This window comes from Streptomyces roseirectus (genome assembly GCF_014489635.1).
GTDB lineage: Bacteria > Actinomycetota > Actinomycetes > Streptomycetales > Streptomycetaceae > Streptomyces > Streptomyces roseirectus.
Genome location: NZ_CP060828.1, coordinates 9,866,388 through 9,892,509, shown reverse-complemented (window position 1 = coordinate 9,892,509; position 26,122 = coordinate 9,866,388). Strand labels below are relative to the sequence as shown.

Below are 26,122 nucleotides of genomic sequence, written 5' to 3'. Positions count from 1 at the left end.
GGTGGTGACGTCGGCTTGTTCGTGGGTGAGGGTGGTGTCCTCGGTGAGCAGGACGGTCACGGTGTCGCCGTCTCCGCTCACCGAGTCGACGGTGGTCGTGGTGGTGGCGGTGGTGTGGGGCTCCGGTCTGTTCGCCGTCAGGTGTGCGGCGTTCGACGACCGCTTGGGCGAGCGCGCCGAAGTCTCCGGTGGGGGTTGGGTCGGCCGGGGGTGCCGAGCAGCCGGCGAGGGCGGGTAACAGGCGCGTTCGGGGCATGTGCCTTTTAGCGCGCCGACGGGGCTGGAGGCGGCCTCAGGGGTGCGGGGTCAGAAGGTGAGGAGGATTTTGCCCAGTACTCCCCCGGCCTCGAACTTCTCGTGGGCGGTGCGGATTTCGTCGAGGGGGTGGCGGGTGGCGATGCGGAGGTGGAGTTCGTTCTTGTCGATGAGGGTGGTGAGGTGGGCGAGGTGGGCGGCGTTCTCCTGGACGTAGCTCTTGAGGGCGCCGGGGACGTCGGGGAGGGGTTCGTCGGCGATGGAGACGTAGCGTCCGCCGGGGGTGAGGAGGTGGCCGGCGTCCAGGCCGACGGTGTCGAGGACGGCGTCGTAGGTGGCGGGGCACAGGTCGGTGAGGGTGTGGGTCGCGTGGGTGGCGCCGAGTTCGCGGGCCTCGGCGATGTGGGCGGGGCGGGAGACCAGGGCGTCGATCGTGGCGCCGGTGTGGCGGGCGAGCTGGACGGCGATGCCGCCCACGGCTCCGGTCGCGCCGATGACCAGGAGGCGGGAGTCGCGGGTGACGCCGGTCTTGTCGAGGGCCTGGACGGCGGTGACGCCGGCGAGCGGGAGGGCGGCGGCGTCGGTGAGGGGGATGGTGGTGGGGGCGTGGGTGATCAGGTGGGCGGGGAGGGCGACGAGTTCGGACCAGGTGCCGCGGCCGGTGGCGATCTGGGCGGACATGGCGATGACCTGGTCGCCGGGGTGGAAGGGGGCGTCGTTCGCGGTGACGACCGTGCCGGAGAGGTCCCAGCCGAGGGTGGCGGGGAGGTCGGGGCCGACGTCGCGGGCGCGGGTCTTCCAGTCGACCGGGTTGAGGCTGCTGGCGGCCGCCCTGATCAGGACTTCGCCGGGGGCGGGGACGGGGTCGGGGATCTCACGGACGGTGAGGACTTCGGGGCCGCCGTGCTGGTCGATCCGTACTGCGCGCATGTCTGTCTCCTCGGGGTCGTCGCTGATCACCGACGCTAGACTCTGACATCGGTGTGAGAGTCAAGCGGAAGGCGAACAGGCTGTGCGGATCGGGGAGTTGGCGCGGAGGACCGGGGTGCACGAGCGGCTGCTGCGGTACTACGAGGAGCAGGGGTTGCTGTGTCCGCAGCGGCGGCCCAGCGGGTACCGGGAGTACGCGGACGACGACGTCGACGCGGTCCGCCGGATCCGTTCGCTGCTGGCGGCCGGGCTGAGCACGGCGACCATCGCCGCGGTCCTGCCGTGCCTGCGGGACACGGCGGACGGGCTGGTGCCGACGTGTTCGGATCTGGTGGCCGACCTGCATCGCGAGCGGCAGCGCATCGCGGGGTCGATCGCCGAGCTGGAGGCGTCGCTGGGGGCGTTGGACCGGGTCATCGCGGCGGCGCCGGAGGATGTCCGCCGCCGTGCGCTGGCCGCGCCGGGCCGGTGAGCGGGGCGGGGGCCGTGTGCCGACGGGGGTCGTTCTCTTGTCAGGGGGTGTTGTTCAGGAAGGTGTGGATGACCTCGTCGAGGGCGTGGGTGGTGAGGTGCAGGCTCTCGGTGTCGATGTGTTCGTCGTCGCCGTGGAAGAGTCTGCGGGTCTTGCCGACGTCCCAGCCGGGGGCGTAGACGCCGAAGCCGTAGGCGACTCCGCCGGCGTCGCGGACGAAGCGGGCGTCGGTGCCGCCGGTGGTGAGGGTGGGCAGTACCTCGGTGCCGGGGAGCTGGTGGCGGACGGCGTCGGCGACCACGTCGTAGAGGCGGCTCGCGGGGGACGCGGAGGCGGTGCGGCGGTCGAGGTGTTCGATCTCGACGCGGGCGGACAGGTCGCCGAGCGCGCGGCGGAGTTCGGCGTCGATGTCGTCGTCGTCCTGGCCGGGGAGGGAGCGGACGTCGATGTCGACGACGGCGGTGGAGGGGATGACGTTGAGTGTGTCGCCGGACTTCAGGACGGTCGGGGCGAAGGTGAGGTGGGTGAGGGCGTGGGCGAAGCGGGCGCTGTCGCCGAGGTGGGCGAGGTGGTCGTCGAGGGTGTCGGGATCGAGGAGGCCGGTGGTGACGTCGGCGGGGAGGTGGGCGGCGTGGACGAAGTCGGGCCAGCGTTCGTCGGGGTGGGCGGGGGTGCGGTGGCGGGCGATCCTGAGGGCGGCCTCGGCGGCGAGGAGGGCGGCGTTGTCGCTGCCCCAGGGCATCGAGCCGTGGCCCGAGCTGCCGCGGATGTGCAGGCGGCGCGGGAAGGCGCCCTTCTCGCCGACGGTGACGGTGACGGCGCGGGGGCCGACATGGGCGCCGGCGGTCTCGGTGAGGGCGTGGTCCCAGGGCAGCAGGCCGGGGCTGTGTTCGGCGATCCAGCCGACGCCATGGCGGCTGCCGGCCTCCTCGTCGGCGACGGCGGCGAAGACCAGGTCGCCGGCGAGTCTGCGGGGTGAGCGGGCGGCGGCCGCGGTGACGACGGCCATCGCGGAGGTGAGGTTGAGCATGTCGATGGCGCCTCTCCCCCACACGATCCCGTCGCTCACCTCGCCGGAGAACGGGGCGCGGCTCCAGGTGCGGGGGTCGGCCGGGACGACGTCGGTGTGGCCGAGGAGGGTGAGCGCGGGGGCCTTCGGGTCGTGGCCGGGGACCCGGTAGAGGGTGGTGACGCGGCCGGGGACGGGTTCGAGCCGTTCGGTCTCCACGGAGGTGGCGGAGAAGTAGTCGTCCAGGGTGTCGGCGTTGCGGGCCTCGCCGCCGGACTCCGGGGTGGGGGTGCCGTCGTTGACGCAAGCGTTGCGGATCAGCGCGGACAGCAGGTCGACCGTTTCCTGGGGGTTCGGGGTGGTCCGCCGGTCAGGGCTCATGGGGTTCATCGTGGGTGTGGACCCGCGCGGGCACAAGCGGGTGCCTGGATAGGGTGGGTGGACTCAGCCGTGCGCATGGGGTTTCCGGCCGGTCGGCGCGGTGAGCACGGTGCGCGCCGGGAAGGAAAGGTTCTGTCGTGCCCGGTTTCCTCGAAGTCGTCCCGGATCCCGAGGGGCGTCCCCTGCTGGGGGTGCGTCGTTTCGGGGAGCCGTTCCTGCTGACCGTCTCACTGTCCCAGGGGCTCGGTTCCAGTGAGTTGTGGCTGGACCGGGGGCGGGCGGGCAAGGCGCGGCTCGCGGAGTTCCGGCGGGTCGGGGAGCGGGTGCTGTTCGTCGTCCGCAACAAGCATTTCCTCAGTACGGGGGAGGCCGCCGCCGTGCGGGCCGGGGCGGAGTCGTTCGCGGTGTCGGTGGTGTGGGGCGGGCCGGTGCTGCGGGAGGAGGGCGGGCTGGTCGTCGTGGACGCGACGGGGCTCGCGCTGTACGACCACGACCGCATCGCCGAGCATCTGGCCGAGCGGGGGCAGGGTGAGTACGTCCTCGACGCGTCGGCGAGTGTGCCGCTGGCGGGGAGTGTGTCGCCGGGTGGGGTGCGGTTGCCCGCGCTCCTCACGTTCCGGGGGCCGGGGCAGGGGGCCGCGGTGCGGGCGGTGGCGGCCGATCCGCGTGCCGTGACGGTCGTCCAGCAGCTGAATCTCGTGCCGTTGCCCTCGGTGGCGCTCACGCCCCGGGCGTATCACCCCGGGTCCGGCGGGTACGGGGTCGGGTACGTGGATCACGGGCTCGGTGGGCGGCAGGTCAGGTTCCAGCCCCGGTTCCGGGTGGGGGGTGGCGCTCCGGCGGTCGTGTTCCAGGTGGATCCCGCCGTGCCGGAGCCGTTGCGGTCGGCGGTCGTGGAGGGCGGGAACTGGTGGCGGGAGGGGTTCGCCGGGATCGGGTTGCCGGAGGCGTACCGGGTGGAGGCCGGGGGTGCGGACTTCGATCCGTACGAGCCCGGGGTGAACGGGGTGGTGTGGGTGCACCGGGCCGGGCGCGGGTGGTCGCTCGGGCAGGGGCTCACCGATCCCCGGACCGGGGAGGTGCTGCACGCGCGGGTGCGGCTCGGGTCGCAGCGGGTCGAGCAGGTGAGGGCGCTCGGTGAGGCGCTGCTCGCCCCGTACGGGCATCCCCGGGAGGCCGAACGGCTCGCGGCCGTCGAGGAGTTGGTGCTCGCGCGGATCCGGCAGCTCGCCGCGCACGAGATCGGGCACGCGCTGGGGTTCATGCACAACTACGCGAGTACGCGGCACGCGCATCCGTCCGTGATGGACTATCCGCACGCCCGTATCGGGGTCACGCCGGACGGGGAGATCGAGATGTCCGGCGCCTACGCGGTGGGGCTCGGGCCCTGGGACCACTTCCTCGTGCGGCACGCGTACGAGGATCTGACGGAAGATCAACTCGCCGAGCTGCGAGCCGAGTTCGGGCATCTCGCGTATGTCACGGACGAGGACGGGCACGGGGCCGGCGCGGCCCACGCGGACGGGGTGCCGTGGGTGACCTCCGGGGACGCGCTCCCCGCGCTGGAGCGGATCCTCCAGGTGCGGCGGGTCGCGCTGGGCGGGTTCTCGCGCGGGGTGCTGCCGCCGGACCGGCAGACCGGGGAGCTGGAGGAGCGGGCCGTGCTGCTGCATCTGCTGCACCGGCACGAGGTGACGGCTGTCGCGCGGCTGGTCGGCGGGGTGCGGTACCGGTACGGCGTGGCGGGGGACGCGGGGGCGGGGGTCGTCGCGGTGGACGCGGGTGTGCAGCGGAAGGCGCTGTTCCGGCTCGCCGCGCTGCTGCGGGCCGAGGAACTCGCGCTGCCGCGGAGTGTGCTGGGCGCTCTGACGCCGCCCGCGATCCGGTACGAGAGGAGCGATCAGTACTACGACACGGCCGCCGGGCGGGTCTTCGACCCCTTCAGCGCCGTCCGGGTCGCCGCGACGCTGGTGACGGAGGCCCTGCTGGATCCGGCCCGGCTCAACCGGGTGGCCTGGCAGCATGCGGCGGATCCCTCGGTGCCGGGGGTGGCGGAGGTCGTCGGCGCGGTACTGGGGGCGTCGTGGCTGCGGGAGGACGCGGTCGCGGCGGACGTGCCGGCGGGGGTGGTCGTGCAGCGGACGGGTGACTGGACCGTGCTGCATCATGCGCTGCGCGTGCTGGAGGGGGACGGGGTGCATGCCGTGGTCCGTGCCGAACTCCGGGACGCGTTGCGGCGGTTCGCCGAGGAGGTGCGGCTCGGGGACGGGCATCGGCGCGCGGGAGGTGAGTTGGTCGTCTCGTATCTGGCGGATCCTGCTGCGGTGCGGCTGGAGCCGGCGCCTCGGGTGCCGCCGGGGGCGCCCAACTAGTGCTGTGGAGAGGGGGTTCTGATGGCCGTCCACACGTATGACGCGCAGCTCGCGGTGGGGGCGGCGCCGGGGGTGTTGCCGGAGGGCGGTCTCTACGGCCGGTTTTCGCTGTTCAGGAGGGGGAGCCGGAGGAGTGGGGCCTCGGGGGTGCGGGGATCGGGATGCCTGTGCGGTGGGCCTGGGTGAGGGCTGCTGGGGAGGTGGCGCTGGTGGCGGCCTCGGTCGGGATGATCGGGGGGGTCGTGGGGGTGGGCGGGGCGGGGGTGTGGCCGGGGAGGTGGGCTGTGCCCCAGACGTAGGGGTCGGCCTGGGGGGTGCCGTGTGGGGACCAGGCGAGGCGGGTCTGGCCGGTGTGGTCGTTCGTGTCGGAGTCGTAGACGAGGATGTTGAGGGCGAAGCGGTCGGGGTCGGCGGGGGCGGGGAGGGCGGACAGGGGGATCCTCGCCTCGATCGTGTAGCCCCGGTAGGGGTCGGTGACGGTGGCCGTCACGCGCATGGATGCGGGTGCCGGGCCCTGGTGGTGGTCGGCGTCGCGCTCTGCGGCGGGGCCGCCGTGGGGCGCGGTGCGCGGGACGATGCCGGTCTTGAACGTCGTCGAGGTGTCGTCCGAGTCGCCGCGCGGGTCGAGGGCGATCTCGACGGCGTCGGTGCGCCAGTGGCGTTTGACGTCGCCGGGGGCGAGGGCGGCGCCCGGACGGTCGTCGGTCACGTGGACGAGGACGTACAGGTCGTCGCCGTGGCGGGCGAGGCGGGCGGTGGCCGAGCAGTCGGCGGGGGTGGGGGTGTCGCCTTCCCAGTGGGTGAGCGGGAGTTCGGGGCCGGGGTAGGCGTCCGGGCCGGCCGGTGGGCGGGACACCGCGGGGATCGTGGTCGACGGGCGTCGCGGGTGGTCGGGCTGGGCGCCGTTGGCGAGCCAGGGCAGGCCGGTGCGGTGGGCCCAGGCGTGGAACTCCGCGTAGCGGGGGCGGAGTCGGGCGCTGTCCCGTACGGGGGCCTCGATCGGGCGGGAGTCGTCGGCGAGGAGGGTGAACCAGTCGGAGTCCAGCCGGGCGGGGTCCGTGGGGACGTGGGGGTGCAGGGATGTCCAGCCCTGGGTGCGGTAGGCGCGGGAGGCGGTGCGTTCGGCCTGGGCCCAGGTCGTGCGGTGGACGCGGGAGGGGGTGCCGGACCAGACGCCGAGGACGGGGAGGCCGGTGTGGGGGTCGGTGCGGGGTTTCCTCGACTCGTCGGGGCCCAGGAGGTGCGTGAAGTGGGGGTTCTGGGCGAGGAGTCGGACGGCGCGCCAGGGGGCGAGGCCCGGTGCGGGGAACGCTGTCGGGTCGGCGGCCTTCCAGAACGCCTCGATGGCCAGCCGTGCGGAGAGCTGGTGGGCGCCGTGCTGGCCGGCGGGGCGGGGGTCCATGGTGACGACGGTGTGCGGGGTGGTCCGGCGGATCAGGTGGACGATGCGTTCCAGGGTGTCGTCCTCGTCCCAGATCCGGGCGGTCAGCGGGGCGGAGAGTGTGTACCAGAAGTCGGGCTTGTCTAGGTAGTAGATGTTCTCGATGCCCGCGTAGGCGGTCGCCGCGCGTTCCTCGGTCTCCCGGATCAGCCCGAGTGCGGCGCCCTCCTCAGGGCCCGTCGCGTTGCCGCCGCCCTCTCCCCTGGTGACGGTGATGATGCCGGTGGTGAGTCCGTGGTGTTCGTGCCACTGGCCGAACGTGGCGAGGTTCTGGGCCTCGTCGTCGGGGTGGGCGCCGATGAAGAGGACGTCGTTGTGGGCGGGGTCGGGGCGGTGGGCGGGGGCGTGTCCTGCGGCGACGGCGCCGAGGGCGAGGGCGGTGGTGAGGAGGGTGCGGCGGCGCATGCGGGGTCCTGGGATGGGCGGGTGGGGGCGGCGGATCCGCACAGTAGCGCCCTGGTGATGCCTCATCAGCGATGAAAAGCCTTGTTTCACGTGAAACATGGTCAGAATCGGGCCGACTTCGCTGGGGGATGCTCGGCCATTGCGGTGAGCGGCTTGCCCACGCCGGGGGTTTCCGTGGTGCCGGGGGTTTCTACAGTGCCGCGCGGATGGCCTCGTCCTCGGTGAACGCACGCCAGCCGCCGAAGTAACGCAGGCGGCGGTCGTCCGAGGGGACGTCCTTCAGGAAGGCCGGGGTGCGGCCCATGCGGGTCAGGTAGCGCAGGGCGGGGAGCATGACCGGGCGGTAGGTTCCGGCGGCCAGGGCTCGCAGGGCTGCTGTGAGGACCGGGGCCGTGGTCTCGGTGTCGCCGGTCGCGGACCAGAGGGCATGGGCGGCCTCGACCTGGGTCCAGGGGTCGGGGGTGGCCATGGCCGTGCGGAGGGCGGCGGTGAAGGGGGCGGCGTGCGGGCCCAGATCGGCGAGTCTGCGGAGGTCGGCGGGGGTTTCGGTGCCGGCCGTTTCGAGCAGCGGGCCGGGGTCGCCGCCGACTTTCCAGTGGGCCCATGCGGCGAGTCGGGGGGCGTCGCCGGAGCGGGTCCGGGCCAGCAGGGGGACGCTTGCCTCGTGGGCGGCTGTTCCGATCCCGGCCAGGGCTTCGGCCGCCGGGATCCAGTGCCGGTCGTCGGCCAGGAGGGTCAGGAGGCGGGGTACGGCCTGGTGTGCCGTCGGGCCCCAGACGGCGAGGGTGGCGCACAGGCGCAGGAGTCGGTCGTCGTCCGTGGTGATGATCGCGGGGAGCAACCGCTGTGCGTGGTCGGGGAGTCGGAGCAGTATCTCGGGGAGGGCCGGGAGGCCCGGGCAGTGGGCGAGACCGGTGCCGAGGTAGCCCGTGCCCGCTCCGAAGCCGGGGCGGGTTGCGGCCACGCACGCGGTCAGAGCCGGCAGGCAGCGCGGATCGTTCATCCGGGCCAGCGCCCAGACGGCCGCGTCGGCGACGGACTCCCCTTGGTATGTCGTGCGCGTCGCGGTGTCGTCGAGGAGCGCGGCGACGTCGTCGGCGTAGGCGGTGGCCGCCGGACCGAGGCAGGCCAGCAACTCGACGGCCCGGTAGCGGACTTCGGGGACGGGGTCGGTGAGGCGTTCCGCGAGGAGCGGGAGAAGGGCCCTGGCCGGCGAGCGCCATGAGGACAGGAGGGTGCCCGCCCGGGAGAGGGCGCCGATGCGCTGCTCGTCGTCGGGGTGGTCGGCGAGCAGGCCGAGGACGTAGGCGGGGGACGGGCCGGGGAACAGGTCGGCGGTCCAGTGCTGGACCGCTTGGGCGCCGTTGCCGACCGTGCCGGTGTGGCGCCACAGTTCCACGCCGGAGTCGCGGATCGCGGCCAGCGCCTGGGGCAGGTGGTTCTCCGCGAGGCCGGGGGTGACGGGAGCGAGGGCGTGCAGGGCCGCCAGGCGGAGTTGGAGGTGCGGGGCGTCGAGCTGGGCGTGCAGGACGGTGCGGGCCTCGTCGTACCGGTCGCCCGCCGGTGCGCGGTGGGCGGCGCGGCCGAGGGCGAGGATCAGGTCGAGGCGGGTGGGCAGGTCGTCCTCCGCCTGCCAGCGGGTCAGCAGCGGCGGGAGGAGGTCGGCGCCGGGGGTGGCGCAGGCGGCGGTGATGTTGGCTGCGGCACGGCGGATCTCCGGCTCGGGGGCGTCCAGGAGGGCGAGGACGTCGGGGAGCGCCAGTCGCCAGGCCCGGGGCCAGGCCGGGTCCACTTTCGCGGTGAGCCGGCCGGCCTCGGCCGCGAGCAGCGTCACCAGTTCCAGGAGCGTGCGGCGGGCGGTTACGTGCGGGTCGGCCGCCAGTCGGAGCAGGAAGGGGAGGGCGGCCGGGGCCGCCGGGCAGATCCAGCCGCCCTGATGGAAGAGGAGATTCAGGAGTTCGTCCGCCGCTTCCTCGGATTCCGGGCCCGCGCACCGTCTCAGCAGGTCCGGTATGTCCTCGGCGGAGCCGTAGTTGTGCTTCAGGCGCGCCCAGTCGACTGCTTCCACCCCGTCCCCCATGCCGTTGACCCTACGCAGAGGGCGATCAGGCGGCCGGTGCGGGGTCGCAAGCGGGTGGCCGCGAGGGTGGTGAAGGTTGCTGTCATGGTGGGGAGACAGTGCAGGTGGTGTGGAGGTCGCTGCCGCGGGGACGGGGTTGTGAGTGCGCCTCAGTTCAGAGGAACACCCGCGTTGTTCTGCCCGCGGCAGAACAACGGCCCGATCGGACTCGGCGATCACTACTGTCCAGGCGCATGACGACGATGACGACGCGCACGGTCGAGTACCAGGCCGACGGGCTGACGATGATCGGGTACCTCGCGCTCCCGGCTGGAGTCGGTCGCCGGCCCGCGGTGTTGCTCGGGCCGGAGGGCATGGGGCTCAGCGATGTCGAGCGGCGCCGGGCCGATGCTCTCGCCGGGCTGGGATACGTGGCGCTGGCCTTCGATCTTCACGGCGGGCGTTATCTGGGTGATCCCGAGGAGATGCTGGCCCGTTGCATGCCGCTGCTCGCCGATCCCGACCGGATGCGGGGCATCGGTCATGCGGCGCTCGACGTGCTGCGCGCCGAGCCTCGGACCGACCCGGACCGGATCGCCGCCGTCGGCTACGGCACCGGGGGCGCCGTCGCGCTGGAACTCGGGCGCGACGGCGTCGACCTGTGCGCGATCGGGACAGTCAACGCGCTCACCACGGGCCGGCCGGGCGAGGCGGCGCGCATTCGCTGCCCGGTGTGGGCCGGGGTCGGGTCGGAAGATCCGATCATGCCGCCCGCGCAACGGGACGCGTTCACCGCCGAGATGCGGGCCGCGGGCGTCGACTGGCGCCTCGTGGTCTACGGCGGCGCCTTGCACGCCTTCCACCATCCGCCGGTCGATCACCCCACAGTCCCCGGCGTCGGCTACCACCCACAGCACGCGGAGCGCGCCTGGCACGATGTCGTCGGCCTGCTCGCCGAGTGCCTGACCGCAACGGAGTGATCTGGTCGCCAACCGCGATTCCGGGCCACGGACCAGGCCCGTCAACGGGGGCGTGCTTGCGGGGGATGCGCTCGGTCCCGGCCGCCCCGTCAGCCCGTCGTTCGTACCGCCTCCGCGATCACCCCCGCGACCTCCTTCGGTCGTGACACGGCGACGGCGTGTGAGGCGCCGGGGAGTTCTGTGGGGCGGGCGTTCGCGCGGGTGGCGCCGAAGCGCTGGACGTCGAGGTTGATGGCCTGGTCGGCGTCGGCGATGACGGCCCACGACGGCTTTGTGCGCCAGGCTGCGATGGCGGCTTTCTCCGTGAACGCGCTTGCGGCGAGGGGGCGTTGGGACAGGGCGAGGATCTTGGTGGTGTCGGCGGGCACGTCGGCCGCGAAGACCTGCGGGAACGCGCCGGTCTCGATGGTGAACTCGGTCGCGGTGCCGGCCTCGGTGGGGTACGACCACTCGCGCAGGTTGCTCGCCAGTGGCGCGAGCGGGTAGCGGCCCTGGAGTTCGCCAAGGCTCTCGCCCTCGTCGGGGACGTACGCGGCGACGTAGACGAGGCCGACGACGTTCTCGGCGGCGCCCGCGACGGTGATGACGGCGCCTCCGTAGGAGTGCCCGACGAGGACGACCGGGCCGTCGGTCTGCGCGGCCACGGACGCGATGTACGCGGCGTCGGCGGCGAGGCCCCGCAGGGGGTTGGGCGGGGCGAGCACCGGGATGTCCTCCGCGCGCAGCGCGGCGATGACGCCGGACCAGCTCGCGGCGTCGGCGAAGGCGCCGTGGACGAGGACGGCGGTGGGCGTGGGCATGACGGGGTCTCCGTAAGGTGTTGTCGGGTGGCCCGGGAGGGCCGGGGTTGCTCTCAGGGGTGCGGAGGTTTCCGGGGTGCCGGGGCTTCCCGGGGTACTGGGGTTCTCCAGGTTGCCGGGGTTCCCAGGACACCGGGGCTCCCCGGGGTGCCGGAGGTGTCTTGGGCGGGCGGCCGCAACCGGGATCCTCAAGGCGTGGCGAGGGCGTCTCAGCGCTCCGGGGGCAGGGGCGTCTCGGGTCGCTCCAAGGGCGAGGGCGTCTCAGCTCCGGGGGCGAGCTGCCGGAGCCGACCTGAGCATGGACCGGAGCCGGCCTGAGCCGGTGCCGGAGGTGTCCTCAGGCGTGCAGAGCCGTGCGCAGTGTGTCCGTGGCCAGTGTGATGGCGGCCTCCGCCGCGTGGGTCTCGCGCAGGGCGTTCAGCATGACGAAGTCGTGGATGACGCCCTGGAAGCGGACGGCGGTGACGGGGACGTCGGCCGCGCGGAGCTTCGCGGCGTATGCCTCGCCCTCGTCGCGCAGGACGTCGGCCTCGGCGGTGATGACGAGGGCCGGGGGCAGGCCGGTGAGCTGGTCGGGGGTGGCGCGCAGGGGGGAGGCGGTGATCTGCGCGCGGTCGGCCTCGTCGGTCGTGTACTGGTCCCAGAACCACTGCATGCCGTCGCGGCGCAGGAAGTACCCGGTGGCGAACTGGTCGTAGGAGCCGGTGTCGAAGCGGGCGTCGGTCACCGGGTAGAACAGCACCTGCTGGACCAGCGGCAGGTCGCCGCGTTCCTTCGCGAGGAGGGTGAGCGCGGCGGCCATGTTGCCGCCGACGGAGTCCCCGGCGACCGCGATGCGCGAGGCGTCCAGGCCGTGCCCGGCGCCGTGTTCGACGACCCAGCGGGCGACGGTGTAGTTCTGCTCGACGGCGACCGGGTAGCGGGCTTCGGGCGAGAGGTCGTACTCGGGGAAGACGACGGCGGCGTCCGAGCCGGTGGCGAGTTCGCGCACGAGGCGGTCGTGGGTGTGGGCGTTACCGAAGACCCACCCGGCGCCGTGGATGTAGACGATCACCGGCAGGGCGCCCTCGGCCCCGGCCGGCCGGACGATGCGGGCGCGGACGCTGCCGGTCGGTCCGCCGGGGACGGTCACCCACTCCTCGTCGACGTCGGGCTTCACGATGTCCCCGGACTGGACGTCGTCGACGGCCTTGCGGCCCTCGGCCGGGGGGAGTTGGAAGAGGTAGGGCGGGTTCGCGGTGGCCTCGGCGAAGGCGCGGGCGGCGGGTTCGAGGACCGGCTCGATGGGGTCTGACATGGGGTTCTCTCTTTCCTGAGGTGGTTTCACGGTAGGTGCGGGGTGCGCCGGGGAGTTGCCCGCCGGCGCACGGGCGTCGTTCTCAGCGCGCACGCACCCGCCACTCGCGCGGTGACATGCCGTACGCGTCGCGGAAGGTGCGGCTGAAGTGGGAGGGGCTGGTGAAGCCCCAGCGGTGGGCGACGGCGGCGACGGTGACCGTGCGGCTCGCGAGTTCGTGGCGGCAGGAGTCGAGCCGGCGCCGCCGGATCCAGCGGCCGACTGTGGTGCCGTCGCTCTGGAACAGCTTGTGCAGGTAGCGCACGGAGATGTGGTGGGCGCGCGCGATGGACTCGGGGCCGAGGGCGGGGTCGGTGAGGTGGTCCTCGATGAAGGCGCGGATGCGGGGCAGCAGCGCGCCGCCGGGCTCGTCCGGGCCGGCGAGGTCGAGGGCGAGGATGGCGAGCAGGTCGGCGGCGCTGCGGGCGAGGCGTCCGGCGACCGGCGAGCCGGGGCGTCCGGTCTCGGCGGCGAGGACGGTGAGGCAGCCGGCGACGAGGTCCGCGAGGCCGCCGCGCAAGGAGGTGCCGGTGAGGCGGTCGAGGTCCGCCGTGGTGAGGGCGAGGTGGCGGCGGGGGACGCGGAAGAGGGTCGTCCCGTCGGGCGGGCGGGTGCCGTCCCAGAAGGTCAGGTGCCCGCCGGTCAGCGCCAGGTGGAGGAAGTCTCCACCGGGCGCCTGCGGTGGGGACGGTACGAGTTCGACGTGCCTGGTCGGCAAGGTCCTGACCTCCGGAGGCGGGCGGGCGGCTGCTGCCTCCACCCTGCCGACGGTCCGCGCCGCACGCATCAGTAAGTCGACTGTCGAAGCGCGGACGCCAGAAACCTGGCCCCCTGTGAGACGGCCGCCCGGCTGGGCGGGCTGTCGCGCAGGGCGTTCAGGGACACGAAGTCGTGCACAGTCCCCAGGTAGCGCACGGCGGTCACCGCGACGCCCGCCCGCCGCAGCAGCCGCGCGTACTGCTCGCCCTCGTCGCGGACGACGTCGGCCTCGGCGGAGACGATCAGGGCGGGCGGGAGTCCGGCGAGGTCGGCGGCGCTGGCGCGGGCCGGGGCGGCGGTCGGTTCGGTGAGGTCGTGGGGTGCGTCGGCGTACTCCTGCCAGTACCAGGCGACGGCGTCGCGGGTGAGGAAGTAGCCGGTGGCGAACCGGGCCGCCGAGTCGGTGTCGGCGTCGGGGTCGGTGAGCGGGCAGTACAGGAGCTGGGCGCGGATGCGGGGGCCGCCGCGCTGTTTCGCGGTCAGGGTGAGGGCGGTCGCCAGGGTCGCGCCGGCGCAGTCCCCGGCGACGGCGAGGCGCCGGCCGTCGAGTCCGAGCGCGCCGGCGTTGTCGACGGCCCAGGTCAGGGTGGCGTACGCCTCCTCCAGGGCGACGGGGTAGCGGGCTTCGGGGGTGCGGGTGTACTCGGGGACGAGGAAGGCGGCGCCGCTCGCGTCGGCGAGTTCGGTGACGAGGCGGGCGTGGGTGCGGGCGTCGCCGAGCATCCACCGGCCGCCGTGGAGGTAGACGACGACGGGCAGGGGGCCGGTGGCGCGGCGGGGGCGGAAGAGCCAGAAGCCGACGAGGCCGGCGGGGCCGACGGGCGCGACGGCGAACTCGGCGTCCGCTCCCCCGTCGTCGGCCGGGTGGCCCTGCATCTCCAGCAGGGCCTCGCGGCCGTCGGCGGGGCCGATGCGGTGCAGGTGCGGCGGGCCCGCCGAGGCGTCGACGAACCGGCGGACGAGGGGGTCGAGGACAGGGCGGTCCGGGTTCACGCGCCTCCTTCACGGCTCCTGGACGAGCTTCACGGATCCTGGACGAGGTCCCGGAGTTGGTTGCGGCTGCTCACGCCCAGTTTCGGATACACCTGGTACAGGTGGGAACTGACGGTGCGCGGGGACAGCATGAGCTGTTCGGCGATCTCCCGGTTGCGTAAGCCGCGGGCGGCGAGGCGGACGATCTCGCGCTGCTGGGCGGTGAGTCCGGCGAGGGGGTCGGTGCGGGCGGGGGCGGTGGCGACGCCGCTGGCGCGCAGTTCGACGCGGGCCTCCTCGGCGAGGGGGGCGGCGCCGAGGCGGGTGAAGGTCTCCAGGGCGACGGCCAGCAGGGGGCGGGCGTCGAGGGGGCGGCGGCGCCGGCGCAGCCACTGCGCGTAGTGGAGGCGGGCCTGGGCGCGGGCCAGGGGCCACTGGTCGGCGGCCGGGTTGACGGTGGCGAGCCGGAAGTGGTGCTCGGTGTGCGCGGGGTCGCCGGTGAGGGCGGCGGCGTGGTGCAGGAGGAGGGTGGTGCGGGTGGTGGGGCGCGGGCCGAGGGCGGCGCGGACGGCGTCGACGAGGGGCGCCGTCTCCTCCTGGCGGCCGGTGCGGTGGGCCGCCGCGGCGAGGTCGGCGATCGAGCGGGGCGAGAGGAAGTAGTGCAGCGGTGTGCCGTCGTCGTCGAAGAGGCGGCGCAGGTGCCGGTGGGCGCTCTCGTGGTCGCCGGCCGCGGTCGCGGCGGTGGCGGCGGCGCGCAGGAGGCGGGCGTGGGTGGCGCGGTTCTCGTCGAGGTCGACGGCCGTCCAGGCGGGGCCGGGGTCGGCGGGTTCGCCGCGCAGGGCGCGCAGGGTGGCGTGCAGGGCCTCGACGTCGGCACGCAGGAACGTCAGGGCGTGGACGGCGGCGAGGGTGGCGGTGCGCTCCAGGTGTTCCTCGGCCTCGGTCCAGCGGCCGGTGTCGATGAGGGCGCCGGCCATGGCGGTGAGGGTGGGGGCGACGGGGCCCATCGCGCCGTACGCGCTGAGGCGGGCGTACGCCTGGCGGAACGTCTCGACGCTCAGGTCGTGTTCGTCGGCGTACCAGGCGGCGCCGGCGATGCCGAGGGTCCAGGTCATGTCGGCGACCTGGTCGGGGGGTTCGCCGGTGTGGGCGCGGCGGCGGATGCCGTGCAGGAGGGCGGGGGCCTGGGTGGGGTCGGCGGCGGAGAGGGTGGTGGCGCGGACGGCGGCCCGGCTGTCGTGGCTGGACAGTTCGGAGTAGGGGGTGTCGCCGTCGCGTTCGCCGGTGCCGGTGAGGAAGCGGGTGACGGGGGGCCGCAGGTCGGGCAGGCCCGACTGGTAGGCGACGGCGCCCAGCACGCTGGTGAGGGCGAGGACGGTGGTGCCGGAGGCGGGCGGCGGGTCGAGGGCGTCGGTGAGGACCTGGGCGGCCTGGCGCTGGTGGCCGGAGAGGGAGAGGGCCATGGCGACGCCGCAGGCGGCCATGCCGAGGACGTCGCGGTCGGCGGTCAGGGCGGTGACCTGACCGTACAGCTCCCGCACCCAGGAGGGGTCGGCGGCGTTGGTGGCGGCGTGCAGGGCCTTGGCGTAGCGGCGGGCGCGGTCGGCGGGGTCGGGGCTGCACTCGGCGGCGCGTTGCAGGGCGCGGGCGGCCGCGTGGAAGCCGCCGCAGCGTTCGGCGAGACGGGCGGTGTCCTCCAGGGCGGCGGCGACGGTCTCGTCGCGGCCGGGGCAGGCGGCGGCGAGGTGCCAGGCGCGGCGGGAAGGGTCGTCGGTGAGGGCGGCGGCGAGGTCGCGGTGGGCCTGCTGGCGCTGGTGGGCGGGGGCGGCGTGGTAGCAGCCGGCGCGGGCGAGGGGGTGGCGGAAGACGACGCGGCCGTCGGCGACGGTGACGAGGCCGGCGTCCTCGGCGGGCGCCCAGGCCGTCAGGTCGGGGCCGGTGCCGGCGGCGTCCATGACGGTGACGAGGTCGTCGTACTGGGAGGCCGCCGCGTACAGCAGGAGGCGGCGGGTGGTGTCGGGGAGGGCGGGCAGACGGGCCGCGTACAGGTGCTGGATGCGCTGGGACTGCGGGAGGCCGCCGCCGGGCAGAACGCCGGTGGCGGCCGCGCGGGACAGTTCGATGAGGGCGAGGGGGTTGCCGTGGGCCTGGCGCAGGAGTTCGCTGCGGGCGCGGCCGGTGGGGGCGTGGGGCTGGGCGTCGAGGAGCTCGGCGGCGGCCCGCTCGCCGAGGGGGCCGAGCAGGAGGGTGGGCAGGTCGGCGGGGACGCCGTCGGGGGGTGTGTGGCCGCGGGCGGCGAGGAGGGCGGGGATGCCGTCGGTGCGGCGCAGCACGAAGGCGAGGACGTCGAGGGAGTCGCGGTCGATGTGCTGGACGTCGTCGGCGGTGATCAGCAGCCTGTGCCGGCGGGCGGCCTCGGTGAGGAGGGTGAGGACGGCCATGCGCAGGAGCATGGGGTCGGGCGGGGTGTCGGCGAGGACGCGGCCGAACGCGGTGTCGAGGGCGGCGCGTTGGTGGGCGGGGAGGGCGGGGAGGTGGCCGAGGAGGGGCAGCAGGAGTTGGTGGAGCGAGGCGAAGGAGTGGTGGGCCTCCGCCTCGCTGCCCTGTGCGCTCAGCGCGGTGCTGCCGTCATCGCGGGCGAGGCCGGCGGCGGCTGTCAGGAGCCGGGTCTTGCCGGTGCCGGCCTCGCCGAGCACGAGGAGCGTCCGGCCGTGGGTCACGGCGTCCTGGATGCGGGCGAGTTCGGCGTCACGGCCGATCGCGTGCCCTTCGGTGTTCACAGCCACCGCTCCATGATCGCCCCTCGGACGGGGTCAGCTGATCTTTTTCCCGACGATCGCGTTGTTCGGGTAGCGGGTGCTGCGGGCGCCGTTCCAGCGGATGGTCAGGGTGAACTCGCTGAACGTGGAGTTCACGGCCGGGGTGGCGGTGGTGGGGGCGGGCGAGTCGGAGGCGTGGCGCCAGCCGGCCCAGTTCTGGCCGCCGTCGGTGGAGTAGTTGATCCACACGTAGCCGTCGTTGCCGACGCAGGACAGCATGACGGTCTGCTGTTCGCGGTAGCCGCCGTCGCCGGGCCGTACGACCCGGTTGGGGTTGCCGAGCCTGCCGGAGCCGACGCCGCTGTCGCACTCCGCGCCGCCGGGGACCTCGTTGACCTGGGTGACCTGGCCGTTGCGCTGGTCGGTGCGGGCCCGGTAGACGTGGCCGTTGCCGCCGGTGAAGTAGCTCTGCCACTCCGGGTAGCCGTAGCCCCACAGGGCGATCTGGCTCTCGCCCTCGATGTCGCGGGAGGTGCCGGCGAGCTGGAAGCCCTGGGCGAAGTACCAGCCCCTGCCCTGGGTGGGGGCGATGTCGCCGCTGCTGGGGAGGTTGAAGTCGTAGATGTAGCGGTAGTTGATGCGGCCGTCGTAGCGCGGGACGTCGATGCGCAGGCCGGTCGTGCCGGCGATGACGCTGAGGGACAGCCAGGGGCTGCCCATCGCCCAGGCGCCGGAGTTCTCGGTGGCGAACTGGCGCCAGTTCGTCCAGAAGTTCGCGGAGCCGCTGTTGGCCTGGGCGTACCAGATCTCCGAGTCCATGCCCCGGATGACGACCAGGGCGCGGCCGGCGGGGAACTCGATGATGCGGGGCGGGGAGGAGGTGCGGGCGGTCTCGAAGCCGCCGAGGGGGCGCCAGGTGTTGTTGTTGTAGCGGAACCAGATGTTGTTGTCGCTGCCCCGGACGACCTCGTAGAGGTTGCCGCCGATGACGACGGAGTAGGACGCGGACTGGGCCCGTGCGTCGCCGCCGAGGTTGAACCACCGGCCTTCGTCGGCGGAGGCGGGGGTGGCGAGGCCGAACGTCAGTAAGAGTGCGGCGAGCAGCGCGGTGAGCGTGCCTCGTCTGCGGAGGGTGTGCATGGGGGGTCTTTTCTCTCGGGTGGTCTCCACGGTCGGAATGATCACCGGGTCCGGGTGGCGGTGGTTGTCCCCCAGCGCACCGATCGGGTACTCACAGCGAACTGGAGGACCGGCGGCGGCTGCCCGGCGATGCGGCGGTCTGGACCGGTGCCTGACGATCCCTCAGACTCTGGACGTGGAGAGGCGGCCGTGCCGGTCCGGCCGCCGCCGGGGGATCCCAGGGAGTCGACCATGAGTGACGTTCCGAGACCGACAGCCGCCCCGTCCGGGGCCGGCCGGGTCGTGGTGACCGGCGGTGCCGGTTTCCTGGGCTCGCACCTGTGCCGGGCCCTGCTCGGCGCGGGCCGTGAGGTGGTGTGCGTCGACAACCTGTGCACCGGCCGCCTGGCGAACGTCGCCGACCTGGCCGAATATCCCGGGTTCCGGTTCGTCGAGGCGGACGTCACCGAGCCGCTGGCCGTCGGGGGCCCGGTGAGCGCGGTCGCGCATCTGGCGTGCGCCGCCTCGCCCGTCGACTACTTCGAGCTGCCGGTCGCGACGCTGCGCGCGGGCGGCCACGGGACGTACAACATGCTGGAGCTGGCCCGCGAGAAGGGCGCGCGGTTCCTCCTGGCGTCCACGTCCGAGGTGTACGGGGATCCGCTGGTGCATCCGCAGACCGAGGAGTACTGGGGCAACGTCAACCCGGTCGGGCCGCGCGCGGTGTACGACGAGTCGAAGCGGTTCTCGGAGGCGATGACGGTCGCGTTCCGCCAGGAGTTCGGCCTCGACACGGGGATCGCCCGCATCTTCAACTCCTACGGCCCGTCGATGCGCGCCGACGACGGGCGGGTCGTGCCCACGTTCATCACCCGGGCGCTGCGCGGCGAGCCGCTGCCGGTGATGAGCGACGGCCGTCAGACGCGGTCCCTGTGCTACGTGGACGACACCGTCGACGGCCTGATCACGCTGCTGGACAGCGCCGAGGCGGGCCCGGTCAACCTGGGCAACCCGCACGAGGTCACCGTCCTCGAACTCGCCGGGCTGATCGTGGAGATCACCGGCAGCCGCTCCCCGCTGGCGCATGTCGCGCCCCATCCGGACGATCCGCGGCGGCGCAGGCCGGACATCGGGCGGGCCCGCAGCCGGCTGGGCTGGGAGCCGCGGGTCGCGCTGGCGGAGGGGCTGAAGCGGACGGTCGAGTGGTTCGCCCTGACGGAGGCTGTGCGGGGGAGGCCGTCGCGGTGAGGTGTCCGGCTCGGGGCTGAGCGGTCTGGCGTGGAGCGGGGCGGATCGGGGCTGAATGGGTCGGGGGCGGTGGGCGGGCTTCCGGGGGCGCTCGCGTGAACTCGCGTGCAGGGGCGTCCTCGTCGGGCGCGGTGGCCGTGGCCCTGCCGAGCACCCCGGGGCGTCCGGGAGCGGGTCAGCGGTGGTGGGGGTCGGGTACCGGTTCGGTGGTCTCGTGGAGTCGGGCGCGGACGCGGTCGGCGTCGGGGTGGCCGAGGTGGTCGAGGATGTCCAGGGCCTCCTGCCAGCGCAGGGCGGCGCCGGCGGGGTCGCCCGCGCTGCGGTGGGTGGCGGCCAGGTGGTCGAGGGTGTCGGCGACTTCGGCGAGGTCGCCACGTTCGCGGCGCAGGCGCAGGGCGTGCCGGTAGCTGCGGGCGGCCTCCTGGTGGTCGCCGAGGAGGTGGTGGGCGTGGCCCAGGGTGTCCCAGGTGGCGCCCTCGCCGTCGCGGTCGCCGAGGTGCTGGAGGAGTTCCAGGGCCTGGCGTCCGTACGCGACGGCCTCGCGGTGCTCGCCGCGCAGCGACAGCCACCAGGCGATCTGGTTGAGGGCCCGGCCCTCCCCCACCCGGTGGCCGGCGGCCCGGTACAGGGGCAGGGCCTGCCAGGCGTGGTCGAGCGCCTGGGCGGGGCGGTTCAGGCGGCCTTGGACGACGGCGAGGTTGCGCAGGGCGTGGGCCTGGCCCACCGGGTCGTCGAGGTCGCGGAACAGCCGCAGGGAGCGGTTGAGCCGGGTGACGGCCTCCTCGTGCCGGCCCTGGCGGGAGCGGACGCGGCCGAGGTTGCGGCAGGTGCGGGCCTCGCCGACGGTGTCGCCGATCGCGTGGGCCGCCCGCAGGGCCGTCTCGTGGGTGGCGGCCCATTCGGTCCAGTGTCCGGCGAGGTCGAAGAAGGCGACCAGGGCCCAGGCGAGCTGCCAGGCGTGGGTCTCGAAGCCGGTGCGGGCGGCGGTGTGGACGGCGGCCGTCAGGTTCGGCAGTTCCGTCGTGAACCAGGCGAGCGCCTGACTGTGTCCGGTGAAGGTCTCGGGGGTGACGGCCGGGTCGGGGGCGGGCAGGGGGGCGGGGTCGCGGTACCAGCTGATCGCTTCGGAGGCGGTGGTCGCGCTGCGCAGGTAGTGGTCGAGGAGCCGGTGCAGCGCCGCGCGTGTGTCGTCGTCCGGGTCGTGGGCGCGGGTCAGTTCGGCCGCGTAGGCGCGCAGCAGGTCGTGGGCGGTGCAGCGGTCGGGGGCGGGCTGGTCGAGGAGGTGGGCGCGGGTCAGTTCGGCGAGCAGGGCGCGGGCGGTGTCGGGGCGGGTGCCGGCCAGGCTCGCGGCGGCGGGCGCGGACAGGTCGGGGCCGGGGTGCAGGCCGAAGAGGCGGAACAGGCGGGCGGCTTCGGGGCTGATCCTGCGGTACGACCAGGACAGGACCGCGCGGACGTCGGTCGCGGGGTCGTCCGCGGTGAACGGGTCCAGGCGGGCGCCCGCCTCGCGCAGTTCGCGGGCGTAGGCGGCGAGCGGGAACTGCGGGGTCATCGCGGCGCGGGCGGCGACGACCGCGAGCGCCAGCGGGAGGCGGGCGCACCGGGTGACGATCTCCCCCAGCGCGTCGGGCGCGTCCAGCACCCGGGCGGCGCCGAGGCGGCGGGCGAGGAGGTGGCGGGCCTCGTCCTCGGCGGGCAGCCCGAGGACGAGGGGGCGGGCGCCGTCGGCGGCGACGAGTCCGGTGAGGCGGTCGCGGCTGGTGACGAGGGTGAGGCAGCCCGGGGCGCCCGGCAGGAGCGGTCTGACCTGTTCGGCGTCGCGGGCGTTGTCCAGCAGGACGAGGACGCGGCGGCCGGCGAGGAGGCTGCGGTAGAGGCCGGTGCGGGCGCCGGGGTCGCGGTCGACGCGTTCGGCGGGGATGCCGAGGGCGGTCAGGAATCCCCGGACCGCCTCCTCGGGGGTCACGGCGGGGGCCGTCGGGTGGAAGCCCCGCAGGTTCACGTACAGCCGGCCGTCGGGGAAGCGGGCGGTGACGCTGTGGGCCCAGTGCACGGCGAGGGCGGTCTTGCCGACGCCGGCTGTGCCGACGATGGCCGAAACCGTTCCCGGGTGGTCCGCGTCGTCGAGGAGCGCGTCGAGCTGCCGCAGGTGCCGGGTGCGGCCGGTGAACGCGGGCGGTGGGGGCGGGAGCTGGCTCGGTACGGGTGCCGGGGCGGTTCCGGTCGCGGCCGCACGGAACTCCTCGCGGGGCTGTCCTCGCAGGCCCAGCGCGTCGGCGAGCTGCCGTACCGTCGCGGGGCGTGGCCTGGTGATGCGGCCGGTCTCGACGTGGCTGATCGTGCGGACGCTGACGCCCGACCACTGTGCCAGTTCCTCCTGGGACAGGCCCAGTCTGCGCCGGTGACCGCGCAGCAGCTCGTCGAGCATCGGCAACCCCCGGTCCCTGCGCGGTGACGGGCCAACTCTCGCACCGGTCGGGGACGTTCGGGTGAGAGGGGAACGCGTCAGTTGCGGGCCGGCCGTGTGCCGGCTGCCTGGTGGCCGTTCCGCTTGTGCGGTGTCGCGCGGGCGGGGAGCGTTTTCGGGAAGTTCATTCCACTCAGTGAAAAGACCAGCCGGGGATCGCCTGCCGGACCTTCTGGCGTGCGGGTCGGCCGTGCGAACATACCGGCCCACCGGACATGTGTTCTCCGCCGCGAGAGAGGTACCGCCTTGCCCGCACCGCGCCCGACGCCCGCCGGTCCCCCGCTGGGCGTGGTCCACGTCGACGGCCGGCTGTGTGTCGTCGGGGCCGACGAGGCGTTCCGCGACCGGTTCCTGCGCGCCTCGCCGGACGTGGCCGGCACACCGTTTCCCCTGTTGTTCCAGGAGGCGGCCCGGCCGTCGCTGCGCGAGCACTTCGACCGGCTCCTTTCCGGTACCCGGCCGCAGTTCAGCGCCCTGCTGCCGATGGTGGACGCCGACGGAGAGGTGGTCGACTGCCTCGTCACCTGCGTCAGGTTGTCCGAGGGCGTCCGCCTGTCCGGCGCCGAGTGCGTCGCGGTCGCCACGGTCCGCCCCGACACCCCGTACGGCGTCCCGGTCCCGCTGCTTCCGGCGCCCCCGGCGCTCACCGGGGTTCCTTCGCACGTCCTCGAAGGGCTCGCGGCGGGCCTGTCCACCCAGCAGCTCGCCTCGCGGCTGGGGCTGAGCAGCCACGGCATCGAGTACCACGTCGGCAGCATGCTGCGGAAGCTGAACGCCCCGAACCGTCCGGCGCTCGTCGCGCGCGCCTACGCGCTGGGCATCCTCGTCCCCGGGTGCTGGCCTCCTCAGGTGCGCTCCGCCGCGGCCGTGCCCGGTCCGGCGGCGCCCGCCTGAGGATGCCCATCACCTTCCTTTCCTGTCTTTGCGGAAAACTGACGCCGCGGTGGGACGATCTTCACCTTGCCGATCAAAGATCGTCAGGTGAGCAAGAAAACCGCACTCGCCGGCGGCGCCGCTCTGGCTGCCGTCTTGTCCTGCCTGTCGGCAGGCGGCGTGATACCCCCCACATCGGCGCAGGCGCTCGCCTCCGTCACCCCGTCGCAGCGCGTCATCGTCGTGATGCGCGACCAGCACGCGGGGCTGCTGCCCCGCGCCGAGTCGGCCCGGCGCGCCGACGCCCTCGACCACGACCAACTCCCCCTGGTGCGCGCCCTGAAGGACAGCGGCGCGAAGAACCTGCACCGGCTCAGCGCGGTCAACGCCGTCGCGGCGACCGTGTCCCCGGCCGAGCGGTCCCGGCTGGCGGCCGATCCCGCCGTCGCCTCCGTCGTCCCGGACCGCTGGATCCCCGCCCCCCGCCGCGCCGCGAGCGCCGCCGAGGCCGCCCCCAGGGCCGCGGCGGCGTCCGGGCTGTGCCCGGCGGATCCCGCCCGGCCCCTCGTGGAACCCGAGGCGCTGCACCTCACCAGGGCTGATGCGGCGCAGCGGCTCGCCACCGGCAAGGGCGTGAAGGTGGCGTTCTTCAGCGACGGCATCGACGTCGCCAACCCGGAGTTCGTGCGCCCCGACGGCTCCCACGTCATCTCCGCCGTCCGGGACTTCACCGGTGACGGCACCCAGGACCACACCGACGGCGGTGAGGCGTTCGGGGACGCGGGAGCCATCGCCGCGCAGGGCGCGCGCACCTACGACCTGGCGACGGAGCTGCCGCACTCCGGGCTGCCCAAGGGGTGCACGTTCCGCATCCGGGGCTTCGCGCCGGACGCCGATCTGGTCGCCCTGAAGGTGTGGGGCGAGCACTCCGGTGGCTGGCTGTCGCAGATGGCGCGGGCCATCGACGACGCCGTCTGGAACGTGAAGGCCGACGTCATCAACGTGTCGACCGACTACGGGGCGCTTCCCGACACGGCCGCCGACCCGCTGCGCCTCGCGATCCGCGCGGCCGTCGCCGCCGGGGTGACCGTGGTGCACGCCAGCGGCGACTCCGGGACCTCCGGCACCATCTCCGCGCCGGCCAGCGACCCCGACGCGATCACGGTCGGCGGCACCAACTCCTTCCGGCTGCTCGCCCAGGCGTACGGCTACCCGGCGTACACCAGCGGGGACATCGCGGCGCTCTCCTCCGGCGGGACCACGCAGGGCGGCAAGCTCGTCGACCTGGTCGCCCCCGCGCAGGCGGGCATGGCGCCGTGCACGGTCGATCCGCACTACACGGGCTGCACGAGCGACACCCTCGTGTGGGGCGGCACCAGTCAGGCGGGCCCGTTCGTCGCGGGCGCGGCGGCGCTGGTGATCGAGGCGTACGAGCACGCCCACGGCGGCGCGCGCCCCGCGCCCGGTCTCGTCAAGCGGCTCCTCACCGGGACCGCCACCGACCTGGACTCCCCCGCCGACGAACAGGGTGCCGGGCTCCTCGACACCGAGGCCGCGGTGCGGGCCGCGCAGGGCGACGGCGGGCTGGTGCCCTCCGTGAGCCAGGTGAACGTCACCGGTACGGGCGGCGGTGTCCAGGCCGCCACGGTCTCCCTCACCAACACCGGTTCCCAGGCCCGTCAGGTCACCATGACCTCGCGCGCGGTCGGCGCCGAGACGTTCCGCACCGACCGCACCGCCACCGTCGGCGACCCCCTGGACACCGGTGCCCCCGAGGGCGCGCTCGCGGCGGCGCCGGTCACCTTCGACGTGCCGTCCGGCACGCCGCTGCTGGACGCCGAGATGGTGTGGCCCGGCACCAAGGACTCCGGGACGCTGTCCCTGTTCCTCGTCGACCCCGAGGGCCGGCTCACGCAGATGTCGTACGACTACGACGGGTACGGCAACTACACCGACTACCAGCACGTCGGCGTCCACCACCCGGTCGCCGGGACCTGGACGGCGAAGGTCGTGTGGAACAACGGGCGCGCCCACCTCGCGGACCCGCCCATCAAGCCCGGCTCCTACCGGGGCCCGGTGAAGCTCCGGTTCACCGGGCACGCGTTCGCCTCCGCCGGGGTGCCGCAGCGCACCCGCACCATCGCGCCGGGTGCCACGGCCGACTTCGACGTCCAGGTGCCGCTGCCGGCCGAGGCCGGTGACGCGCCCGCGTCCCTCCAGTTCGACGCGGCGGACGGCACCCACCTGTCGGTGCCCGTCGCCCGGCGGACGCTGCTCGGCGACTCGTTCACCACGACGGTCACCGGGGGCGTGGGCCGGCTCGTCGGCCAGGTCACCGGCTACGACCTCGACGTGCCCGCGGGCCACCGTGACCTGAGCGTCGACCTCGCCGCCCAGGACCCCGGCACCACGCTCGCGTTCTACCTCGTCGACCCGCAGGGGCAGATCGCCGCGAGCGACACCAACCTCACCGGCACGGACGGCAAGACGCCCACGGGCGTCGCGAGCCTCACCGCCGTCTCCCCCGCCGCCGGGCGCTGGCGTGTGCTGGTGGTCCTGCCGAACCCGGTCAGCGGCAAGGACTTCGCCGACCAGGTCACCGGGCACGTCCGCTACGACACGGTCGACGTGACGGCGTCGGGGCTGCCCGCCGAGCAGGCGCACCGGCTGGCGCGCGGCGCCAAACAGGAGGTCACGGTGCGGGTGCGCAACACCGGTCCCGCCGGGCGTTACCTGTTCCTCGATCCCCGGCTCGCCACGGACACCGACCTCGCGCTGACGCCGACGGGCGGCTCGGCCACCGCTCAGTTGCCCTTCCCCGATTCGGCGACCTGGCGGGTGCCCCGGCACACCAGTGTGCTGACCGCCGTCGGCACCGCCGATTCGCCGGTCGACCTGGAGATGGCGCACACCACGGTCGCCCCGGACGTCGTCGGGTTCGCGCGGGCCGGGAACACCGTGACGGCCTCGCTGTCGGCGGCCGGGGTCACGCCGGGCGACTGGTACACCGAGCTGACGCCCGCCGGGCCGTTCGGTGCCGCGCCAGCTCCCACGGGCACCGGGCACGTCACCCTCACGGCGCGCACCAAGTCCTTCGACACCGCCGTGTCCTCCACGACCGGTGACTTCTGGCAGCCCGGCTCCACCGTCACCCCGGTGTTCGTCGCGGCGGGCGGGAGCGTCACCCTCACGGCGACGGTCACGCCGTCCGCGCCGGTCGGCGCGGTGGTGCGGGGCACGCTGTACGTCGAGACGTACACGCCGGCGTCCGGTGAGAAGACCGGGTCCGTGCTGGCCGGGATCCCGTACGCCTACACGGTCGGCTGACACTTCCTCACACCGCCTGGCCCGCCCCCGTGGAGGGGGCGGGCCCCTTCTTTTCTCCGCATTGGCGTGCCGCTTCTCCATATTGGTGTGCCGTGCCTCTTCCGTCACAGCCGTCCATCCGGAAACCTCCGCTTCACGGACATCAGACCTGCACGACA

Annotated in this window: 18 protein-coding genes; 7 read left to right on the top strand and 11 right to left on the bottom strand. The window is 74.3% G+C overall.

Features of this window, described 5'->3' with window-relative positions:
• Nucleotides 1–43 precede the first annotated feature (43 nt).
• A complete protein-coding gene (locus IAG44_RS42650; RefSeq protein ID WP_187752371.1) occupies nucleotides 44–238 on the top strand; it encodes a hypothetical protein in 195 nt (64 codons plus the stop codon).
• 68 nt (nucleotides 239–306) lie between these two features.
• Here the strand turns inward: IAG44_RS42650 and IAG44_RS44455 are convergent, their stop codons facing one another.
• Complete coding sequence (locus IAG44_RS44455) at nucleotides 307–1,185, bottom strand: NADP-dependent oxidoreductase (RefSeq protein ID WP_187752370.1); 879 nt, start codon at nucleotides 1,183–1,185, stop codon at nucleotides 307–309.
• 82 nt (nucleotides 1,186–1,267) lie between these two features.
• On the opposite strand from IAG44_RS44455, the gene IAG44_RS42640 reads away from it, so the two are divergent.
• Nucleotides 1,268–1,657 carry a MerR family transcriptional regulator gene (locus tag IAG44_RS42640; RefSeq protein WP_187752369.1) on the top strand — a complete coding sequence of 130 codons (390 nt, stop codon included), beginning with the start codon at nucleotides 1,268–1,270 and terminating at the stop codon, nucleotides 1,655–1,657.
• Nucleotides 1,658–1,697: 40 nt separating this feature from the next.
• Here the strand turns inward: IAG44_RS42640 and IAG44_RS42635 are convergent, their stop codons facing one another.
• Entirely contained in the window at nucleotides 1,698–3,047 is a 1,350-nt protein-coding gene (locus IAG44_RS42635; RefSeq protein ID WP_187752368.1) for a M20/M25/M40 family metallo-hydrolase, read from the bottom strand.
• A gap of 137 nt (nucleotides 3,048–3,184) precedes the next feature.
• On the opposite strand from IAG44_RS42635, the gene IAG44_RS42630 reads away from it, so the two are divergent.
• The gene (locus IAG44_RS42630) at nucleotides 3,185–5,419 is read left to right on the top strand and encodes a zinc-dependent metalloprotease (protein WP_187752367.1); all 2,235 of its coding nucleotides are present in this window, start codon (nucleotides 3,185–3,187) and stop codon (nucleotides 5,417–5,419) included.
• A 112-nt stretch (nucleotides 5,420–5,531) separates the two neighbouring features.
• Here the strand turns inward: IAG44_RS42630 and IAG44_RS42625 are convergent, their stop codons facing one another.
• Nucleotides 5,532–7,265: a sugar-binding protein gene (locus IAG44_RS42625; RefSeq protein ID WP_187752366.1), complete on the bottom strand. Its 1,734-nt coding sequence runs from the start codon at nucleotides 7,263–7,265 to the stop codon at nucleotides 5,532–5,534.
• Nucleotides 7,266–7,455: 190 nt separating this feature from the next.
• Nucleotides 7,456–9,345 carry a hypothetical protein gene (locus IAG44_RS42620; protein ID WP_187752365.1) on the bottom strand — a complete coding sequence of 630 codons (1,890 nt, stop codon included), beginning with the start codon at nucleotides 9,343–9,345 and terminating at the stop codon, nucleotides 7,456–7,458.
• 233 nt (nucleotides 9,346–9,578) lie between these two features.
• Between IAG44_RS42620 and IAG44_RS42615 the strand changes: the two genes are divergently transcribed.
• Nucleotides 9,579–10,304, top strand: a complete 726-nt coding sequence (locus tag IAG44_RS42615) for a dienelactone hydrolase family protein (RefSeq protein ID WP_187752364.1) — start codon at nucleotides 9,579–9,581, stop codon at nucleotides 10,302–10,304.
• 89 nt (nucleotides 10,305–10,393) lie between these two features.
• Here the strand turns inward: IAG44_RS42615 and IAG44_RS42610 are convergent, their stop codons facing one another.
• From IAG44_RS42610 to IAG44_RS42585, 6 genes are all read right to left on the bottom strand, one after another.
• Complete coding sequence (locus tag IAG44_RS42610; protein WP_187752363.1) at nucleotides 10,394–11,104, bottom strand: alpha/beta fold hydrolase; 711 nt, start codon at nucleotides 11,102–11,104, stop codon at nucleotides 10,394–10,396.
• A gap of 337 nt (nucleotides 11,105–11,441) precedes the next feature.
• Nucleotides 11,442–12,401 carry an alpha/beta hydrolase gene (locus IAG44_RS42605; protein WP_187752362.1) on the bottom strand — a complete coding sequence of 320 codons (960 nt, stop codon included), beginning with the start codon at nucleotides 12,399–12,401 and terminating at the stop codon, nucleotides 11,442–11,444.
• An 82-nt stretch (nucleotides 12,402–12,483) separates the two neighbouring features.
• Nucleotides 12,484–13,158, bottom strand: a complete 675-nt coding sequence (locus IAG44_RS42600) for a helix-turn-helix domain-containing protein (protein WP_187752361.1) — start codon at nucleotides 13,156–13,158, stop codon at nucleotides 12,484–12,486.
• Between the two features lie 68 nt (nucleotides 13,159–13,226).
• Nucleotides 13,227–14,192 carry an alpha/beta hydrolase gene (locus IAG44_RS42595; protein ID WP_187752360.1) on the bottom strand — a complete coding sequence of 322 codons (966 nt, stop codon included), beginning with the start codon at nucleotides 14,190–14,192 and terminating at the stop codon, nucleotides 13,227–13,229.
• A 29-nt stretch (nucleotides 14,193–14,221) separates the two neighbouring features.
• Nucleotides 14,222–16,957, bottom strand: coding sequence for an AAA family ATPase (locus tag IAG44_RS44450; protein ID WP_281404331.1), 2,736 nt, complete (start codon nucleotides 16,955–16,957; stop codon nucleotides 14,222–14,224).
• 27 nt (nucleotides 16,958–16,984) lie between these two features.
• Nucleotides 16,985–18,070, bottom strand: a complete 1,086-nt coding sequence (locus IAG44_RS42585) for a DUF8189 domain-containing protein (RefSeq protein ID WP_187752359.1) — start codon at nucleotides 18,068–18,070, stop codon at nucleotides 16,985–16,987.
• 231 nt (nucleotides 18,071–18,301) lie between these two features.
• Between IAG44_RS42585 and IAG44_RS42580 the strand changes: the two genes are divergently transcribed.
• Entirely contained in the window at nucleotides 18,302–19,297 is a 996-nt protein-coding gene (locus IAG44_RS42580; protein ID WP_187752358.1) for an NAD-dependent epimerase/dehydratase family protein, read from the top strand.
• Nucleotides 19,298–19,472: 175 nt separating this feature from the next.
• Here IAG44_RS42580 and IAG44_RS44445 read toward each other — a convergent pair whose 3' ends face one another.
• On the bottom strand, nucleotides 19,473–21,725 hold the full coding sequence (locus IAG44_RS44445) for an ATP-binding protein (RefSeq protein ID WP_281404344.1): 2,253 nt from the start codon (nucleotides 21,723–21,725) through the stop codon (nucleotides 19,473–19,475).
• A 285-nt stretch (nucleotides 21,726–22,010) separates the two neighbouring features.
• Between IAG44_RS44445 and IAG44_RS44085 the strand changes: the two genes are divergently transcribed.
• A complete protein-coding gene (locus tag IAG44_RS44085; protein ID WP_246563233.1) occupies nucleotides 22,011–22,658 on the top strand; it encodes a helix-turn-helix transcriptional regulator in 648 nt (215 codons plus the stop codon).
• An 87-nt stretch (nucleotides 22,659–22,745) separates the two neighbouring features.
• Nucleotides 22,746–25,964, top strand: coding sequence for a S8 family serine peptidase (locus IAG44_RS42565; protein WP_187752356.1), 3,219 nt, complete (start codon nucleotides 22,746–22,748; stop codon nucleotides 25,962–25,964).
• The last annotated feature ends 158 nt before the right edge of the window (nucleotides 25,965–26,122 follow it).

Bases quoted from the DNA above. Each gene is read 5' to 3' on its own strand.
- IAG44_RS44455 (WP_187752370.1), bottom strand. From the start codon at position 1,185: ATGCGCGCAGTACGGATCGACCAGCACGGCGGCCCCGAAGTCCTCACC.
- IAG44_RS42635 (WP_187752368.1), bottom strand. From the start codon at position 3,047: ATGAGCCCTGACCGGCGGACCACCCCGAACCCCCAGGAAACGGTCGAC.
- IAG44_RS42625 (WP_187752366.1), bottom strand. From the start codon at position 7,265: ATGCGCCGCCGCACCCTCCTCACCACCGCCCTCGCCCTCGGCGCCGTC.
- IAG44_RS42620 (WP_187752365.1), bottom strand. From the start codon at position 9,345: ATGGGGGACGGGGTGGAAGCAGTCGACTGGGCGCGCCTGAAGCACAAC.
- IAG44_RS42615 (WP_187752364.1), top strand. From the start codon at position 9,579: ATGACGACGATGACGACGCGCACGGTCGAGTACCAGGCCGACGGGCTG.
- IAG44_RS42610 (WP_187752363.1), bottom strand. From the start codon at position 11,104: ATGCCCACGCCCACCGCCGTCCTCGTCCACGGCGCCTTCGCCGACGCC.
- IAG44_RS42605 (WP_187752362.1), bottom strand. From the start codon at position 12,401: ATGTCAGACCCCATCGAGCCGGTCCTCGAACCCGCCGCCCGCGCCTTC.
- IAG44_RS42585 (WP_187752359.1), bottom strand. From the start codon at position 18,070: ATGCACACCCTCCGCAGACGAGGCACGCTCACCGCGCTGCTCGCCGCA.
- IAG44_RS42580 (WP_187752358.1), top strand. From the start codon at position 18,302: ATGAGTGACGTTCCGAGACCGACAGCCGCCCCGTCCGGGGCCGGCCGG.
- IAG44_RS44445 (WP_281404344.1), bottom strand. From the start codon at position 21,725: ATGCTCGACGAGCTGCTGCGCGGTCACCGGCGCAGACTGGGCCTGTCC.